General features: G+C 54.9%; 14 protein-coding genes. 6 read left to right on the top strand and 8 right to left on the bottom strand.

Annotated elements, in window-relative coordinates; genetic code table 11:
- Nucleotides 1-82 precede the first annotated feature (82 nt).
- The 5 genes from fdnG (at nucleotide 83) to ACLEXF_RS23280 (ending at nucleotide 6,848) form a co-directional block, all read left to right on the top strand.
- A complete protein-coding gene (gene fdnG, locus ACLEXF_RS23300) occupies nucleotides 83-3,133 on the top strand; it encodes a formate dehydrogenase-N subunit alpha (RefSeq protein ID WP_085956538.1) in 3,051 nt (1,016 codons plus the stop codon).
- 12 nt (nucleotides 3,134-3,145) lie between these two features.
- The gene (gene fdxH / locus ACLEXF_RS23295) at nucleotides 3,146-4,048 is read left to right on the top strand and encodes a formate dehydrogenase subunit beta (RefSeq protein ID WP_002882822.1); all 903 of its coding nucleotides are present in this window, start codon (nucleotides 3,146-3,148) and stop codon (nucleotides 4,046-4,048) included.
- Complete coding sequence (fdoI, locus tag ACLEXF_RS23290; RefSeq protein WP_004203632.1) at nucleotides 4,045-4,680, top strand: formate dehydrogenase cytochrome b556 subunit; 636 nt, start codon at nucleotides 4,045-4,047, stop codon at nucleotides 4,678-4,680. The genes fdxH and fdoI overlap by 4 nt, the downstream gene beginning before the upstream one ends.
- The gene (fdhE, locus tag ACLEXF_RS23285) at nucleotides 4,677-5,606 is read left to right on the top strand and encodes a formate dehydrogenase accessory protein FdhE (protein WP_004203631.1); all 930 of its coding nucleotides are present in this window, start codon (nucleotides 4,677-4,679) and stop codon (nucleotides 5,604-5,606) included. The genes fdoI and fdhE overlap by 4 nt, the downstream gene beginning before the upstream one ends.
- 324 nt (nucleotides 5,607-5,930) lie before the next feature.
- Entirely contained in the window at nucleotides 5,931-6,848 is a 918-nt protein-coding gene (locus ACLEXF_RS23280) for an alpha/beta hydrolase (RefSeq protein ID WP_155009524.1), read from the top strand.
- An 11-nt stretch (nucleotides 6,849-6,859) separates the two neighbouring features.
- On the opposite strand, the gene fabY is transcribed toward ACLEXF_RS23280, so the two are convergent.
- The 8 genes from fabY to typA form a co-directional block, all read right to left on the bottom strand.
- On the bottom strand, nucleotides 6,860-7,801 hold the full coding sequence (gene fabY, locus ACLEXF_RS23275; protein ID WP_025999202.1) for a fatty acid biosynthesis protein FabY: 942 nt from the start codon (nucleotides 7,799-7,801) through the stop codon (nucleotides 6,860-6,862).
- 44 nt (nucleotides 7,802-7,845) lie between these two features.
- Nucleotides 7,846-8,283: a D-aminoacyl-tRNA deacylase gene (gene dtd / locus ACLEXF_RS23270; protein ID WP_004203627.1), complete on the bottom strand. Its 438-nt coding sequence runs from the start codon at nucleotides 8,281-8,283 to the stop codon at nucleotides 7,846-7,848.
- A complete protein-coding gene (locus ACLEXF_RS23265) occupies nucleotides 8,280-9,140 on the bottom strand; it encodes a virulence factor BrkB family protein (protein WP_004203625.1) in 861 nt (286 codons plus the stop codon). The genes dtd and ACLEXF_RS23265 overlap by 4 nt, the downstream gene beginning before the upstream one ends.
- Nucleotides 9,134-9,733: a glucose-1-phosphatase gene (gene yihX, locus ACLEXF_RS23260; RefSeq protein WP_155009523.1), complete on the bottom strand. Its 600-nt coding sequence runs from the start codon at nucleotides 9,731-9,733 to the stop codon at nucleotides 9,134-9,136. The genes ACLEXF_RS23265 and yihX overlap by 7 nt, the downstream gene beginning before the upstream one ends.
- Nucleotides 9,734-9,871: 138 nt before the next feature.
- On the bottom strand, nucleotides 9,872-11,134 hold the full coding sequence (locus ACLEXF_RS23255; RefSeq protein WP_048293950.1) for an MFS transporter: 1,263 nt from the start codon (nucleotides 11,132-11,134) through the stop codon (nucleotides 9,872-9,874).
- 100 nt (nucleotides 11,135-11,234) lie between these two features.
- Nucleotides 11,235-12,215, bottom strand: coding sequence for a sugar phosphate isomerase/epimerase family protein (locus ACLEXF_RS23250; RefSeq protein ID WP_017899840.1), 981 nt, complete (start codon nucleotides 12,213-12,215; stop codon nucleotides 11,235-11,237).
- Between the two features lie 7 nt (nucleotides 12,216-12,222).
- The gene (locus tag ACLEXF_RS23245) at nucleotides 12,223-12,933 is read right to left on the bottom strand and encodes a GntR family transcriptional regulator (protein ID WP_017899841.1); all 711 of its coding nucleotides are present in this window, start codon (nucleotides 12,931-12,933) and stop codon (nucleotides 12,223-12,225) included.
- Between the two features lie 199 nt (nucleotides 12,934-13,132).
- Nucleotides 13,133-14,956 carry a ribosome-dependent GTPase TypA gene (gene typA, locus ACLEXF_RS23240; RefSeq protein WP_002882755.1) on the bottom strand — a complete coding sequence of 608 codons (1,824 nt, stop codon included), beginning with the start codon at nucleotides 14,954-14,956 and terminating at the stop codon, nucleotides 13,133-13,135.
- A gap of 378 nt (nucleotides 14,957-15,334) precedes the next feature.
- Here typA and glnA point away from each other — a divergent pair, with 378 nt between their 5' ends.
- Nucleotides 15,335-16,744 (top strand): glutamate--ammonia ligase, encoded by a 1,410-nt coding sequence (glnA, locus tag ACLEXF_RS23235; RefSeq protein ID WP_004203622.1) that lies wholly within the window; start codon nucleotides 15,335-15,337, stop codon nucleotides 16,742-16,744.
- Nucleotides 16,745-16,835: the final 91 nt, after the last annotated feature.

Below are 16,835 nucleotides of genomic sequence, written 5' to 3'. Positions count from 1 at the left end.
ATATGCCCTAATTCTGAACCTTTGCGGCTCTCACCGCAAAGCAAATAACTACATGTGACAATGTCGAAACAAGGAGCGAACCATGCAGGTCAGCAGAAGGCAGTTCTTTAAGATCTGCGCTGGCGGTATGGCGGGAACCACGGCAGCAGCGCTGGGCTTTGCCCCGGCGACTGCGCTCGCGGAGACACGGCAGTACAAATTGCTGCGCACGCGCGAAACCCGTAACACCTGCACATACTGTTCTGTCGGCTGTGGGCTGTTGATGTATAGCCTCGGCGACGGCGCGAAAAACGCCAAAGCATCCATTTTCCATATCGAAGGCGATCCGGATCATCCGGTCAACCGTGGTGCGCTCTGTCCGAAAGGGGCTGGTCTGGTGGACTTTATCCATTCTGAAAGCCGCCTGAAATTCCCGGAATATCGCGCGCCAGGCTCCGATAAATGGCAGCAAATCAGCTGGGACGAAGCGTTCGATCGCATCGCCAAGCTGATGAAAGAGGACCGCGACGCCAACTTTATCGCGCAAAACGACGCTGGCACCACCGTCAACCGCTGGTTGACCACCGGGATGCTGTGCGCCTCCGCCTCCAGTAACGAAACCGGCTATTTAACGCAAAAATTCACCCGCGCCCTCGGGATGCTGGCGGTGGATAACCAGGCGCGTGTCTGACACGGACCAACGGTAGCAAGTCTTGCTCCAACATTTGGTCGCGGTGCGATGACCAACCACTGGGTGGATATTAAGAACGCCAACCTGATCGTGGTGATGGGCGGTAACGCCGCTGAAGCGCATCCGGTGGGATTCCGCTGGGCGATGGAAGCCAAAATCCATAACGGTGCCAAACTCATCGTTATCGATCCGCGCTTCACGCGTACAGCGTCGGTGGCTGATTTCTATACCCCGATTCGTTCCGGTACCGACATTACCTTCCTGTCGGGCGTGATCCTGTATCTGCTGAATAACGAAAAATTCAACCGCGAATACACCGAAGCCTACACCAACGCCAGCCTGATCGTGCGTGAGGACTACAGCTTCGACGACGGGCTGTTCAGCGGCTATAACGCAGAAAAACGCCAGTACGACAAAACCAGCTGGAACTATGAGCTGGACGAAAACGGCTTCGCCAAACGCGATACTACGCTGCAGCATCCGCGCTGCGTCTGGAACCTGCTGAAGCAGCACGTTTCCCGTTATACCCCGGATGTGGTCGAAAACATCTGTGGTACGCCGAAGGCCGACTTCCTCAAAGTCTGTGAATACATTGCTGAAACCAGCGCGCCGGATAAGACCGCGTCGTTCCTGTACGCTCTCGGCTGGACCCAGCACTCCATCGGCGCGCAGAACATCCGCACCATGGCGATGATCCAGCTGCTGCTGGGCAACATGGGGATGGCGGGCGGCGGCGTCAACGCCCTGCGCGGCCACTCCAATATCCAGGGTCTGACCGACCTCGGCCTGCTCTCCACCAGCCTGCCAGGCTACATGTCGCTGCCGAACGAAAAACAGGCCGACCTGCAGACCTACCTGACGGCTAACACGCCGAAGCCGCTGCTGAAAGACCAGGTCAACTACTGGGGCAACTATCCGAAGTTCTTCGTCTCCATGATGAAAGCCTTTTTCGGCGATAAAGCGACAGCAGAAAACAGCTGGGGCTTTGACTGGCTGCCGAAGTGGGATAAGAGCTACGACGTTCTGCAGTACTTCGAGATGATGAATCAGGGCAAAGTGAATGGCTATATTTGCCAGGGCTTTAACCCGGTCGCCTCGTTCCCGAACAAAAACAAGGTCGTCGCTTCCCTGTCGAAGCTGAAGTTCCTCGTGACCATCGACCCGCTCAATACCGAAACGTCCACCTTCTGGCAAAACCACGGTGAGTCGAACGATGTTGACCCGTCGAAAATCCAGACCGAAGTGTTCCGTCTGCCGTCTACCTGCTTCGCCGAAGAGAATGGGTCTATCGTCAACTCCGGCCGCTGGTTGCAGTGGCACTGGAAAGGCGCGGACGCCCCGGGGATCGCTGTCACCGATGGTGAAATCCTCGCCGGTATCTTTACGCGCCTGCGTAAGATGTATGCCGAAGAGGGTGGCCCGGCGCCAGAGCCAGTGCTCAACATGACGTGGAACTACTCCACGCCACACGAGCCGGCGTCAGAAGAAGTGGCGATGGAGAGCAACGGTAAAGCGCTGGCGGATATTACCGACCCGGCGACCGGCGCGGTGATCGTCAAGAAAGGCCAGCAGCTGAGCTCCTTCGCACAGCTACGCGACGACGGCACGACTTCCAGCGGCTGCTGGATCTTCGCCGGAAGCTGGACGCCGGAAGGTAACCAGATGGCGCGCCGGGATAACGCCGATCCGTCAGGCCTCGGCAATACGCTGGGCTGGGCATGGGCATGGCCGCTCAACCGCCGCATCCTGTATAACCGCGCCTCCGCGGACCCGCAGGGTAAACCGTGGGATCCGAAGCGTCAGTTGCTGAAGTGGGACGGCGCGAAATGGGGCGGCGTGGATATTCCGGACTACAGCGCCGCTGCGCCTGGCAGCGACGTCGGTCCGTTTATCATGCAGCCGGAAGGGATGGGCCGTCTGTTCGCTATCGATAAGATGGCGGAAGGACCGTTCCCGGAACACTACGAGCCGTTTGAAACGCCGCTCGGGACTAACCCGCTGCACCCGAACGTGGTCTCTAACCCGGCCGCTCGCGTCTTCAAAGGCGATCTCGAGCAGATGGGCAAAGCGGAGAAATTCCCGTACGTCGGCACCACTTATCGCCTGACTGAGCACTTCCACTACTGGACCAAGCACGCGCTGCTTAACGCCATCGCGCAGCCGGAGCAGTTTGTGGAGATCGGTGAAAAACTGGCGAATAAACTCGGCATCAGCCATGGCGATACCGTCAAGGTCTCCTCCAACCGCGGCTACATTAAGGCCAAGGCGGTGGTGACCAAACGTATTCGCACGCTAAAAGTTGACGGTAAGGATATCGATACCATCGGCATTCCTATTCACTGGGGCTATGAGGGCGTGGCGAAAAAAGGCTTTATTGCCAATACCCTGACGCCGTTCGTCGGTGATGCGAATACGCAGACGCCGGAGTTCAAAGCTTTCCTCGTGAACGTGGAAAAGGTGTAACGGAGACGACTTATGGCTTATCAATCGCAAGATATTATTCGTCGTTCCGCGACTAACGGTTTCACCCCCGCGCCTCAGGCGCGGGACCACCAGCAGGAGGTGGCGAAGCTTATCGACGTCACCACCTGTATCGGCTGCAAAGCCTGTCAGGTGGCCTGCTCCGAATGGAACGATATTCGTGATGAAGTCGGTCACAACGTTGGGGTGTATGACAACCCGGCGGACCTGACCGCCAAGTCATGGACGGTGATGCGCTTCTCGGAAGTGGAGCAAAACGACAAGCTTGAATGGCTCATCCGCAAGGATGGCTGCATGCATTGCGCCGATCCGGGCTGCCTGAAGGCCTGCCCGTCAGAAGGCGCGATCATTCAGTACGCCAACGGCATCGTCGATTTCCAGTCCGAGCAGTGCATCGGCTGCGGTTACTGTATCGCCGGCTGTCCGTTCGATGTACCGCGTCTGAACCCGGAAGACAACCGCGTCTACAAATGTACCCTGTGCGTAGACCGCGTCACCGTCGGCCAGGAACCGGCCTGCGTGAAAACCTGCCCGACCGGCGCCATCCACTTTGGCTCCAAAGAGGATATGAAAACGCTGGCCGGCGAGCGCGTAGCTGAACTGAAAACCCGCGGTTACGACAATGCGGGCCTGTACGATCCGGCCGGCGTCGGCGGTACCCACGTCATGTACGTGCTGCACCATGCCGATAAGCCGAATCTGTACCACGGCCTGCCGGAAAACCCGGAGATCAGCCAGACCGTCAAGTTCTGGAAAGGCATCTGGAAACCGCTGGCGGCCGTCGGCTTCGCCGCGACCTTCGCAGCCAGTATCTTCCACTACGTCGGCGTCGGTCCGAACCGCGCGGAAGAGGAAGAGGACAACCTGCATGAAGAGAAAGACGAGGTGCGCAAATGAAAAGACGTGACACCATCGTGCGCTACACGGCGCCGGAACGCATCAACCACTGGGTCACCGCCTTCTGCTTCATCCTGGCGGCGGTAAGCGGGTTAGGCTTTTTCTTCCCGTCCTTTAACTGGCTGATGCATATCCTCGGCACGCCGCAGCTGGCGCGAATTCTCCACCCGTTCGTCGGGGTGGTGATGTTCGCGTCGTTCATCATCATGTTTTTCCGTTACTGGCACCACAACCTAATCAATCGGGATGATATCTTTTGGGCGAAGAATATTCGTAAGATCGTCGTCAACGAGGAGGTGGGCGATACCGGACGCTATAATTTCGGCCAGAAATGCGTATTCTGGGCGGCGATTATCTTCCTGGTACTGCTGCTGGTGAGCGGTGTGATCATCTGGCGTCCGTATTTTGCGCCGGCTTTCTCAATCCCGGTGATCCGATTTGCGCTGATGCTGCATTCATTTGCCGCAGTGGCGTTAATTGTGGTTATCATGGTGCATATCTACGCCGCCCTCTGGGTGAAAGGCACCATTACCGCGATGGTGGAAGGCTGGGTCACCAGTACGTGGGCGAAGAAACATCACCCGCGCTGGTACCGAGAGGTCCGCCAGAAACAGGAAAAGTCATCTGAATGAGTATTCGCATAATCCCGCAAGACGAGCTGGGTTCGAGCGAGAAACGCACGGCGGAAGCAATTCCGCCGCTACTGTTCCCCAGGCTGAAAAATCTGTATAACCGCCGCGCTGAACGTCTGCGCGAGCTGGCCGCCAATAACCCGCTGGGCGATTACCTGCGCTTTGCCGCGCTGATCGCCCATGCCCAGGAAGTGGTGCTGTACGACCATCCGCTGCAGATGGATCTCACCGCCCGTATTAAAGCGGCCAGCGAACAGGGCAAGCCGCCGCTGGATATCCACGTCCTGCCGCGCGACAAACACTGGCACAAGCTGCTGCACTCGCTGATTGCCGAGCTGAAGCCGGAGATGAGCGGCCCAGCGCTGGCGGTCATTGAAAATCTGGAAAAAGCCTCTGAGCAGGAGCTGGAGCAGATGGCCAGCGCGCTGTTTGCTTCCGACTTCGCCTCGGTCAGCAGCGATAAAGCGCCGTTCATCTGGGCCGCGCTGTCGCTCTACTGGGCGCAGATGGCCAGCCTGATTCCGGGGAAAGCGCGCGCTGAATACGGCGAACAGCGCCAGTTCTGCCCGGTGTGCGGCTCGATGCCGGTCTCCAGCATCGTGCAGATCGGCACCACCCAGGGGCTGCGCTATCTGCACTGCAATCTGTGCGAAACCGAGTGGCACGTGGTACGCGTCAAATGTAGCAACTGCGAACAGAGCCGCGATCTGCACTACTGGTCGCTGGACAACGAGCAGGCTGCGGTGAAAGCCGAAAGCTGTGGCGACTGCGGAACTTACCTGAAGATTATGTATCAGGAGAAGGATCCGAAAGTCGAAGCCGTCGCCGACGATTTGGCATCCCTGGTGCTTGACGCCCGCATGGAGCAGGAAGGCTTCGCCAGAAGCTCAATTAACCCGTTCATGTTCCCCGGCGAAGGGGAATAAGTTCTGCGCTCCTATAACGGGCGACTCAGGTCGCTCGTTATCATTCATACGGTGTGAACACGCCGGAAATGCTCTCCTTAGCCCGTTTCTGCTTCTCCAGATATTGTTCAACTTTTAGGGTGCTGTTCAGAAGGACAAGGTATTACGGCGCACCGGATAACGAGCAAATTACACCTGATAAAAACGAAGAAAAAGCAGATCTTTGCTGAGAAATACGCTTCTGCGAGCCGCTTTCCACAATGCGATCGCGGCTTTATTCGGTATATCTTTTTCGCAATAACCAGGCTATAACACTGGATATTAACCCAGTAAAAGGGACTTGCCATGACGTTGGAAAAAGGGATTGCTTCGCTGGTTGAGGAGTTTATTGCTGCGGGGCGGCCATCATCGCGAGAACAGAGTATTGATGACCGGAGAAACGGCTATCTCGCCAGCGCCGTTCTCGCAGGGGAAACAGAAACGCGGGTGCAGGTTGAAGACATCGCGCTCGATGGCATGACCTTGCGCGTCGTCTCGCCGCCAAAAAGCAACGGCTTACTACCCACCATTGTGTATTATCACGGCGGCTGTTTTGTCAGCGGCGGCTTTGCCACCCACGACAATCAGCTCCGCCAGCTAGCCTGGTTCAGCGGTTGCCGGGTGATCGCCGTGCAGTACCGCCTGGCGCCGGAGCATACCTTTCCGGCGGCGCACGATGACGCAGAACAAGGTGTCATGATCATCCACCGGCACGCGGAGCAGCTTGGCGTTGACGCCTCACGCATTTCACTGGCTGGCGACAGCGCCGGCGGGCACCTCGCTCTGGTAACGGCCCTGCGCCTGAAAGCGAATGCGGCGTGGCAACCCGCGCAACTGATTCTGATTTATCCCATGCTCGACCCCACCGCCAGCATGGCGAGCTACGTCAGCAACGGCGCTGACTATGTGATTACCCGGGACACGTTGTTGAGCGGCTATGAAATGTACCTCGCCTCGACGCCAGCGAACCATCCGGATGCCAGTCCACTCTGGCGCGACGATTTTCACGGTCTGCCGCCGGTGCATATTCTGACGGCGGAGTTCGATCCTTTACGCGACGAGGGCGAAGCGCTGCATCGAAGGCTGATGGCGCAAGGGGTGGAGAGTTCCTGTCAGCGCTATCTGGGGGTGATCCACGGCTTCTTTCAGCTGGGTGGGATCAGCCGCGCCGCGCGAGATGCCATGCGGGATATCGCCTGGCGCTTAGCATCGCCAGGACGATAACCGCCCGCGGCTTACTCTTCCTCGTTGCCGCCCTCTTCGTAAGAGCCAAAGGGCTTCGCCGGCAGCACGATGTAGATCCCCTCGAAAACGGCGCCCTGTTTATCGTCGCCAAAAAGCTCCACCTGCATTTGCACGCGGGCTTTACGCCCACGCGCCAGACGGTCGAGATCGCCGCTCAGCGAACCGAGATCGGCGATGGCGCTGGGGCGGCCGCTAATGGGCTGACTGTAGCGGATATGCGCATCCGCCAGAATGATGGTGCCCCCCAGGTGCCGCTCGCGCAGCATCAGCCAGATAAGCCCCCATCCGGTTAAGGTGGCGAGCGAGAACAAACTGCCGGCAAACAGCGTGTGGTGCGGATTCTGATTTCCCGCTTCCGGCATGGTGGTAATAAATTTCTGCCCGGTGTACTGCTGAATGCGCACGCCCATTTTTTCACTCAGCGGGATATGCTGATACCACGCCTGCTGTAGCTGCGCGCACCAGTCGCCACGGTGGAGAATGTCGTCCAGCGATGCGACCGGCTTAATCATCAGGAAATGACGGATCGGCGTGGTGGTCGGGGTGGTGATCTCCCCCTGATTGATAAAGCCGAGCTTGGCGAAAAACTCCACCGCATCTTCGCGAGCGCTACAGGTGACCCGCTTAACCCCTTCCTGACGCGCGACGGACTCCAGGGTCATCGCCATCAGCGTACCCAGCCCTTTATCCTGCACCGAGGGATGAACGGCCATAAAGCGAATGGAGGCTTCATTCTCTGCATTGATATATAGCCGGCCGACAGCCACCAGGTTGCCCTCTTCATCCACCACCATCTGATGATGCGCCATCGCATCCCAGGCGTCACGTTCCGAACCCTTAGGCTGATGCAGCGGCTTACGCAGCATTTCCCAGCGGAACTGATAGTAGCTCTCTAACTCTTCTGCTGTTTGCGGTACACGAAGGTGATACATAGTCGTACTCTCTTTTGTTACCCGCAGCCTGCCCGGAAGCTGGGTCATACTTGCAACCAAAAGGTCACGGGACCATCATTGACCAAAGAAACCTGCATATCCGCAGCGAATCTTCCGGTCTGGGTGTTCATTTCCTGCTGGCGACAGCGGGCGACGAAATACTCATACAGCGCCTCAGCACGGTCAGGAGCGGCGCCTTTCGAGAAGCTTGGCCGCATTCCCCGCTCGGTATCCGCCGCCAGCGTAAATTGCGAAACCACCAGCACGCTGCCGCCCGCCTGCTGAACGTTCAGGTTCATTTTCCCCTCCGCATCGCTGAAGATGCGGTAGCCCAGCACGCGCTCGCAGAGGCGATTCGCTTTTTGTTCATCATCGTCTTTTTCGACCCCCAGCAGCACCAGAAGCCCCGGGCCAATTTCGCCCGTCACCTCGTCCGCCACGGTAACGCTTGCACGGGATACGCGTTGAATTAATGCAATCATGGTTGTTCTGTTTCTTCTGTTTTAAGTTTGCGGTATTCACCGAGAGTGACAGTAATTTCAGCGCCAAGCAAGACGATACACCAGGTCCAGTACACCCAGACGAACAAAATCGGCACCACCGAAATCACGCCATAAATGAGCTGATAGGACGGAAAGGTGGTGATATAGAGGGCAAACGCTTTTTTACCTGCCTCAAACAGCAGCGCCGCCACCAGCGCCCCGATCACCGCGTCGCGGTTACGTACCTGGGTGGTGGGTACAATACTGTAGAGCAGCCAGAATGCCGCCCAGGAGAGGATCAGCGGGAAAAGGCGGAGCAGATTATCAATTACGCCGTCCAGGTCGCTTGCCCAGCGCAGCGACAGCAGATAGGAACTGATCGCCAGGCTGGCGCCCGCCAGCAGCGGACCAAGGGTCAGGATCATCCAGTAAACGGCAAAGGAGTAAACTTTGGGGCGACTGCGCGTGCTGCGCCAGATGGTGTTTAGCGCGCTGTCGATCGAGTACATCAGCAGCAGCGAGGTGACGATCAGGCCAAAGGCGCCTACGGCGGTCATGCGGCTGGAATTGGCGACGAACTGCTCGATATATCCCTGGATCACATCCCCGGTCGCCGGAATGAAATTGGCGAAGATAAAATGGCGGATCTGCACGCTGACTTCGGAGAACATGGGGAAGGCCGCAAATAGCGCGAACACGACGGCAATCAGCGGCACCAGGGACAGTAATGACACATAGGCGAGGTTCCCCGCCAGGGTCGTCATATGGTCTTCATCAATACGCCGCCACAGCAGCTTTAGCCACGCCAGCAGCGGCCGGGTATGGTGGAGTAATTTTTGATGAACGGTTCTTAGCATAGCTGTTTCGCGAAATAGTCAGGGATGGTCTTCTTCCCGGTCACCAGAATGCTGGTGATCCCCAACCGGTTAGCCCCTGCTATATTATCGACGTTATCATCAAAAAAGACCGTATCTGCGGCGGAAAAGCCCTCTTCTTCCAGTACTCGCTGATAAATTTGCGCTTCAGGCTTACGCATTCCCATCTCCTGTGACAGATAGATGCGATCGGCGGCAGCGCGCACTTCCGGGTATTCATCCGGCCAGAACGTGGTGTGAAGACGATTGGTATTGGAGAGCACCACCACGCGATGGCCCTGGGCACGCAGTTTTTGCATGATCGCAATCACTTCCGGACGCAGCGCGACAAACACCGCCAGCCAGCCGTGAGCAAACTGCTCATAGCTGAGGGACATATTCATTTCATGGCACATGGCGGCGGCAAAATCTTCATCGCTGAGCTCGCCGCGCTCATGCTGATGGAAAGCCTCTCCCATGGTGAAATGCTGCTTCAGCGTCGCCAGCGGGATGCGGGTTAAATCGCTCCAGGCCCCCAATACCCGGTTGAAGTCAATGTCGACAATCACATTACCTAAATCAAAGATATAGAGCATTTTCGTCTCCTTCCGCGCCGTGGAAAATTAACTTTAGCGGGAAAGATGAGGTTTGACTATGCATAAACCTGAAACAACAAGCCACTCGCGAACAAAGCCGCATAATGCGGCTTTGAATAAGCAGAATCAGGCTGGCGGTTATTCTGTCGCAGCGCGCAGCGTTTTCCTGCCACCGCGAATGCGTTTAACCAGCATGACCGAAACGAACGCGCCACAGAGCGCAAAGCACGCCATGATGCCAAAGACTATCTTGTAGCCTGTCAGACCAGGGTTGAGATCGAGAATGTAGCCATACAGGCTGTAGCAGAACATGGCCGGTGCGTAGCCAATGAAACTCCCCAGCGCCATGGCGGCGCCGGTCCGGTTCTCCGCGATGTTGGCTTCACCGATCGGGGCAAAGAAGACCGCTCGCTGGGTAAACACAATTGCGCCAAATCCCAGGGTGCAGATCATGCCGAGGTAGACTGGCATGCTTTCGTGGGGCAGCAATATTAACGCCACCAGGGCTACGGTGCTGGCACAAAAGGTATAGAAGAGATATTTGCTTGGCGACTTGAGGATTTTATCGGCTATCAGGCCGCCAATCGGCCCACCCACCATTTTCAAACAATACTGGTTAATGATGCCGTAGGCGCCCACCAGCGCCACCGGCAACAGGTAGATATTTTTCAGGAAGGGAATAAAGAAAGTGAGCCCACAGTAAACCGCATAAACAAAGAAGACGTTGAACGCGATAAGCCAGATGGTTTTATCTTTTAAGACCGAAGAGATGCTACTTTTCTCTGTGGCGCTGTCGACGGTAGCTTTCTCAGGCGCATCCTCATCCTTTTCTTTCAGCATAAAAAACAGCATGATCCCGACAACAATCACGATCAGAGCGTAGAACCAGATCCCGGCTTTAAACCCCAGCAAACCGCTGCCAAACCAGGTGAAAATAGCCAGGGCAGAGAAAGCAATAATCGTGTCGACAATCCCCCGCCCGGTCTCAAAGAAACCAAACAAACGCCCCTGCTGTTCGCTGTTGCCCAACCGGCTTACCGACTTTAATAGCACCGGCCAGTTCATCATGTCGCAGGTAACGCCAAAGAGAGCCCAAACAAAGAGAATTCCCCAGTAGCCTGGCATAGTCGTCAGATAGATCCCCAACAAGCCTGTCGCAATCAGCGATAGCGACATGGTGTAGCGGCGAGGCAGTTTATCGGCAAAGTAAATTGACAGGAAAAAACCAATCGTGGTCACCACGGAGTTCACCGACATGGCATTGCCTATCTGGCCATTAGTCAGATGGAAATAGTCCTGCATCGGAATATAAAAAGCATCTTTCAGAGAAGGCAGTTTATAAATGGTGCCACCGCACAGGGTTAATAAACTGAATATAGCCCATTTCTTTTTTGTGAGCATAAGTTCCCCTAATGATTGAACATCATTTGGTTTAAGGAAAATAACAGACCATCATCATTTATTAAAAATGATGTCCCGGCATAACGAATTATTAGTAAATTTAGTGTGCCAGCGCCGTAAGCGCTTCGTCTTTTATTCTCTGCAACGTCTCTTTGACATAATGGAGCTGCGCTATCGCATCCTCTTTTTCTTTTAGCAGTCGCGCTTCAAGCTGATCGGCGTCTGGCAGTGGGGTTTCGCTCATTTGTCGCCAGGGGATCCACGGGTTGTCCCCCTCCGAGGCAAAACGGAACGGGGGGGCATAGTAATCCACTTCTTCTTCCAGACCGTATGCCATGACCTGCGGATGATCATCACCAAGACAAATTAATTCCGTCAGCAGCGCCTTAAACGGCATATCGCCCTGGCCTGAATTACAGGCCCGATGCCCAAGCCCACCGTTCTCAGTAATAATACAAGCGTCTTTGATATGAACCTGCGTAATGTAAGGTGACATCAACGCTAACGCCTCAAGCGGTCGCTCATTAGCGTTGATCATATTGGCGAAGTCAAAAAGGAGCGATAGCGATGGCATCTCGCTTTGTTTAATTAAATTCACCAGTTCAGCGCTTTTGAGATCTTCATGTTGCTCAAGGGTGAAGGTCAGGCCGGTATGGCTATAAGCCTTTTTAATGTATTGAATATCTGCTGAAATTTTTTCCATTACGTCATGTAAATGGCCTTCATAACGCGGATAAAAACGAACGGAAGTCGCTCCTGTTTTTAAAGCGATAGTCGCGGCCTGATCGATGGTCTGTTTATCGGAGGCGCTGGTTTCGATGTGAATATCCAGCTGCAACGCTTTCGCTTTGTCAGCAAACCCGGCTAACTGGGCATCATTCATATTGCTCAGCGAATAACGCTCACCATCAAGAACGTGTATTTTCACCCCCTTTAAATGCAGACTATCTGCAATGGTCAGTAAATCATTAGGTAAAATACGTTCAAGCCGCATATTCAAATGATAGGCATAAGCATGAAGGTAGAGTGGTATATTATCAATACGGGAAAGGATCTTCCCGGCGTTATCTTTAGTGACCATAAAATACCTACAAGTTAATAAACAGATCCACAGCCTCAAATCGCCAGTATTCGAGATCTATTTGCACAATATTGCCGGCACTATCGGCACGGTGTTTTTCTATCAGAATAGCCGGCAGACCTGCAGAGCCACCGATGAATTTGCTCACATCGCCCGACATTCTGACGGGTCTAAAAGCCAGTTTTTTTATCACCACAGGCTTATGATATTCACGCTCCCAGACGGAGGAAAAAGACTGGTTCTTCAACCGGTCAATAAAATCTGGCGCGACGTTAGGGTTGATAAAAGTCTCGTGGTAGAAAACTTTATGCCCTTCCAGCGCTCCCCAGCCGGTGACCAGATATAAATCATCAGACGGAGTGACATCCAGCAGGGGTTTAGCGGCGTCGGGATAGTCTCGGGTTCGCTGTTTTTCAATAAAGCCCCACGAGGGTTCTCTTCCCTGCTCAATGGCAGCCCGCTGAAAGCTCGCGGGGAGCTCAGGACTGTAGTTAAAACGCGGCTGCGCGACAAACCATCCTTTCCGGTCTTTACGAAAGATCCTCGATTCCGCTTCCAGGCTGAGCAGCGCCTGACGCAGCGTCATGCGTTTGATCCCCAGCAGTTCGCCAAGCTCTCTCTCTGAAGGCAGTTTTCCACCCGCAGCCGTCAGCCCTTGCTTAAGCCACAGATCCAGTTTCTCTTTTGCATTTTCGACAGTAGAAAGATTTTCAGTCATTGTTTAATCCATTTGGTTTAAACCAGATGACTCATCTTACTCTTCTGCAAAAAAAGAAAGCAATTCCTCGGACAAACTTTAGGTATAAATGTGACCAGGGTCTCCTGGAGGCCCCGGGTTAGCGCAGCGATTGTCAGATCTCACCCATAAAAAAACCCCGCCGGAGAGGCGGGGTTTAGCGAACAGCAAGAAGAATGAATTACTCTTCTTTTGCACCGCGCATTGCGCGTTTACGGTCGTTCTCGGTCAGGTGACGTTTACGGATACGGATAGAGGTCGGAGTGACTTCTACCAGTTCGTCGTCATCGATGAACTCCAGAGCCTGCTCCAGGGTCATCTTAACCGGCGGAACCAAAACCGTGGCTTCGTCAGTACCGGACGCACGCATGTTGGTCAGTTTCTTACCGGTCAGGCAGTTTACCGTCAGGTCGTTAGAACGGCTGTGAATACCGATGATCTGGCCTTCGTAAACTTCCGCACCGTGACCGAGGAACAACTTACCGCGATCCTGCAGACCGAACAGCGCGAACGCTACCGCTTTACCCTGACCGTTGGAGATCAGCACGCCGTTGTTACGCTGGCCCACTTCGCCCGGACGAACGTCGTCGTAGTGGCTGAAGGTGGAGTACAGCAGACCGGTACCGGAGGTCATGGTCATGAACTCTGAACGGAAGCCGATCAGACCGCGGCTTGGGATCACGTAGTCGAGACGTACGCGGCCTTTTCCGTCCGGATTCATGTTTTTCAGGTCGCCTTTACGCTCGCCCAGCGCCTGCATAACAGAACCCTGGTGCTGCTCTTCGACGTCCAGCGTCACGTTCTCGAACGGCTCTTGTTTACGGCCATCGATTTCACGGAAGATAACTTTCGGACGGGAAACCGCCATCTCGAAACCTTCGCGACGCATGTTTTCAATCAGAACGGACAGATGCAGTTCACCACGGCCGGAAACGCGGAACGCATCAGCGTCTTCGGTTTCTTCAACGCGCAGCGCCACGTTGTGCACCAGCTCTTTGTTCAGGCGGTCCAGAATCTGGCGAGAGGTAACGAACTTACCTTCTTTACCGCAGAACGGAGAGGTGTTGACGTTGAAGAACATGGAAACGGTCGGCTCATCAACGGACAGGGCCGGCAGCGCTTCGACATTCTGCGGGTCGCAGATGGTGTCGGAGATGTTCAGCTCGCCCAGACCGGTGATCGCGATGATGTCGCCAGCTTCAGCTACGTCGCTCTCGATACGCTCAAGCCCCAGGTGAGTCAGCACTTTACCGACTTTACCGTTACGAGTTTTGCCTTCGCTATCGATGATAGTGACCTGCTGGTTCGGCTTCACTTTACCGCGTTTGATGCGGCCGATGCCGATGACGCCAACGTAGTTGTTGTAGTCCAGCTGGGAGATCTGCATCTGCAGCGGACCGTCAAGGTCAACGTCCGGCGCCGGCACGCGATCGACAATCGCCTGGTACAGCGGGGTCATGTCGTCAGCCATGTCTTCGTGGTCCAGACCCGCGATACCGTTCAGCGCGGACGCGTAAACGATCGGGAAGTCCAGCTGTTCGTCGGTCGCGTCGAGGTTAACGAACAGGTCGAACACCTGATCGACAACCCAGTCCGGACGCGCGCCCGGGCGGTCAACTTTGTTGATGACCACGATCGGCTTCAGACCGTGGGCAAAAGCTTTTTTGGTCACGAAGCGCGTTTGCGGCATCGGGCCATCAAAGGCATCTACCACCAGCAGCACAGAGTCAACCATGGACATAACACGCTCAACTTCACCTCCGAAGTCGGCGTGCCCAGGGGTATCAACGATGTTGATACGGTAATCATTCCATTTGATTGCAGTGTTTTTCGCGAGGATGGTAATCCCACGCTCTTTCTCCAAATCGTTGGAGTCCATCACACGTTCTTGTGCTTCAGTACGTGCGTCGAACGTACCGGATTGCTGTAGCAGCTTGTCAACCAGGGTAGTTTTACCATGGTCAACGTGCGCGATGATGGCGATATTACGCAGATTTTCGATCACAACTTTGCCTCAGGCATTAGAAATAGCGCGTTATTGTACACGTATTAAGCGAAGGACTGAACAGGATCACAAACATCCTCCGCAAACAAGTATTGCAGAGTTTCTTTGTGACCGCTTTCACGGAGCGATAAAAGGGCACCGTAACAAAAATTGCACCAAAATGGTGCTCAATGTTCACACTGAGGCACTATTTTGGTGCATTATCTCCATCATGGTGCAGTCCTTTTGCACTATGGTGCGCATGATACAGCGTTTTATGGGGCATTTAAAAGTTGGCACAGATTTCGCTTTATATTTTTTAAGGCAACAACGCCACTTTTAAGCAGTATGAAGTTTTCGTTACCACGACGACAATGACCAATCCGGGAGAGTTTAAGTATGTCCGCTGAACACGTTTTGACGATGCTGAACGAGCACGAAGTGAAGTTTGTCGATCTGCGCTTCACCGATACCAAAGGTAAAGAACAGCACGTCACGATTCCGTCTCATCAGGTAAATGCCGAATTCTTCGAAGAAGGCAAAATGTTTGATGGCTCCTCGATTGGTGGCTGGAAAGGTATCAACGAATCTGACATGGTCCTGATGCCGGACGCTTCCACCGCGGTCATTGACCCGTTCTACGAAGAACCGACCCTGATCATCCGCTGCGATATCCTCGAGCCAGGCACCCTGCAGGGCTATGACCGTGACCCGCGCTCCATCGCGAAACGCGCTGAAGAGTACCTGCGCGCTACCGGCATCGCTGACACCGTCCTGTTCGGGCCAGAACCAGAATTCTTCCTGTTCGACGACATCCGTTTCGGCGCCTCTATCTCCGGCTCCCATGTCGCGATCGATGATATCGAAGGTGCGTGGAACTCCTCCACCAAATACGAAGGCGGTAACAAAGGTCACCGTCCGGGCGTGAAAGGGGGTTACTTCCCGGTTCCGCCAGTAGACTCTTCTCAGGATATCCGCTCCACCATGTGTATGATCATGGAAGAGATGGGCCTGGTTGTTGAAGCTCACCACCACGAAGTGGCTACCGCAGGTCAGAACGAAGTGGCAACCCGCTTCAACACCATGACCAAAAAAGCGGACGAAATTCAGATTTACAAATACGTTGTTCACAACGTCGCTCACCGCTTTGGTAAAACCGCGACCTTTATGCCGAAACCAATGTTCGGCGACAACGGCTCCGGCATGCACTGCCATATGTCTCTGGCGAAAAACGGGACTAACCTGTTCTCCGGCGACAAATACGCAGGTCTGTCTGAGCAGGCGCTGTTCTACATCGGCGGCGTAATCAAACACGCTAAAGCCATCAACGCCCTGGCGAACCCGACCACCAACTCCTACAAGCGTCTGGTTCCGGGTTACGAAGCGCCGGTTATGCTGGCTTACTCTGCCCGTAACCGCTCTGCCTCCATCCGTATTCCGGTGGTGACCTCTCCGAAAGCGCGTCGTATCGAAGTGCGCTTCCCGGACCCGGCTGCTAACCCGTACCTGTGCTTTGCGGCGCTGCTGATGGCTGGCCTCGATGGTATCAAGAACAAAATCCATCCGGGCGAAGCAATGGACAAAAACCTGTACGACCTGCCGCCGGAAGAAGCGAAAGAGATCCCGCAGGTTGCCGGTTCTCTGGAAGAAGCCCTGCAGGCCCTGGATGCTGACCGCGAGTTCCTGACGGCTGGCGGCGTATTCACCAATGACGCTATCGATGCTTACATCGCCCTGCGTCTGGAAGAGAACGACCGCGTACGCATGACTCCGCATCCGGTTGAGTTCGAACTGTACTACAGCGTCTAATTTTGCTGTAAATCCAGGGTATGTCGTGTTGTGGCGCGGGATGCCCGGGATATTTTGTTGCCGTGGAAACTTTCAGCCCATCTCAGGATGG

Source organism: Klebsiella pneumoniae complex sp. WS1778 (assembly GCF_049472055.1).
Lineage (GTDB): Bacteria > Pseudomonadota > Gammaproteobacteria > Enterobacterales > Enterobacteriaceae > Klebsiella > Klebsiella quasipneumoniae.
Note: the sequence above shows the minus strand (reverse complement) of the source record. Positions and strands in the feature narration are given on the sequence as shown.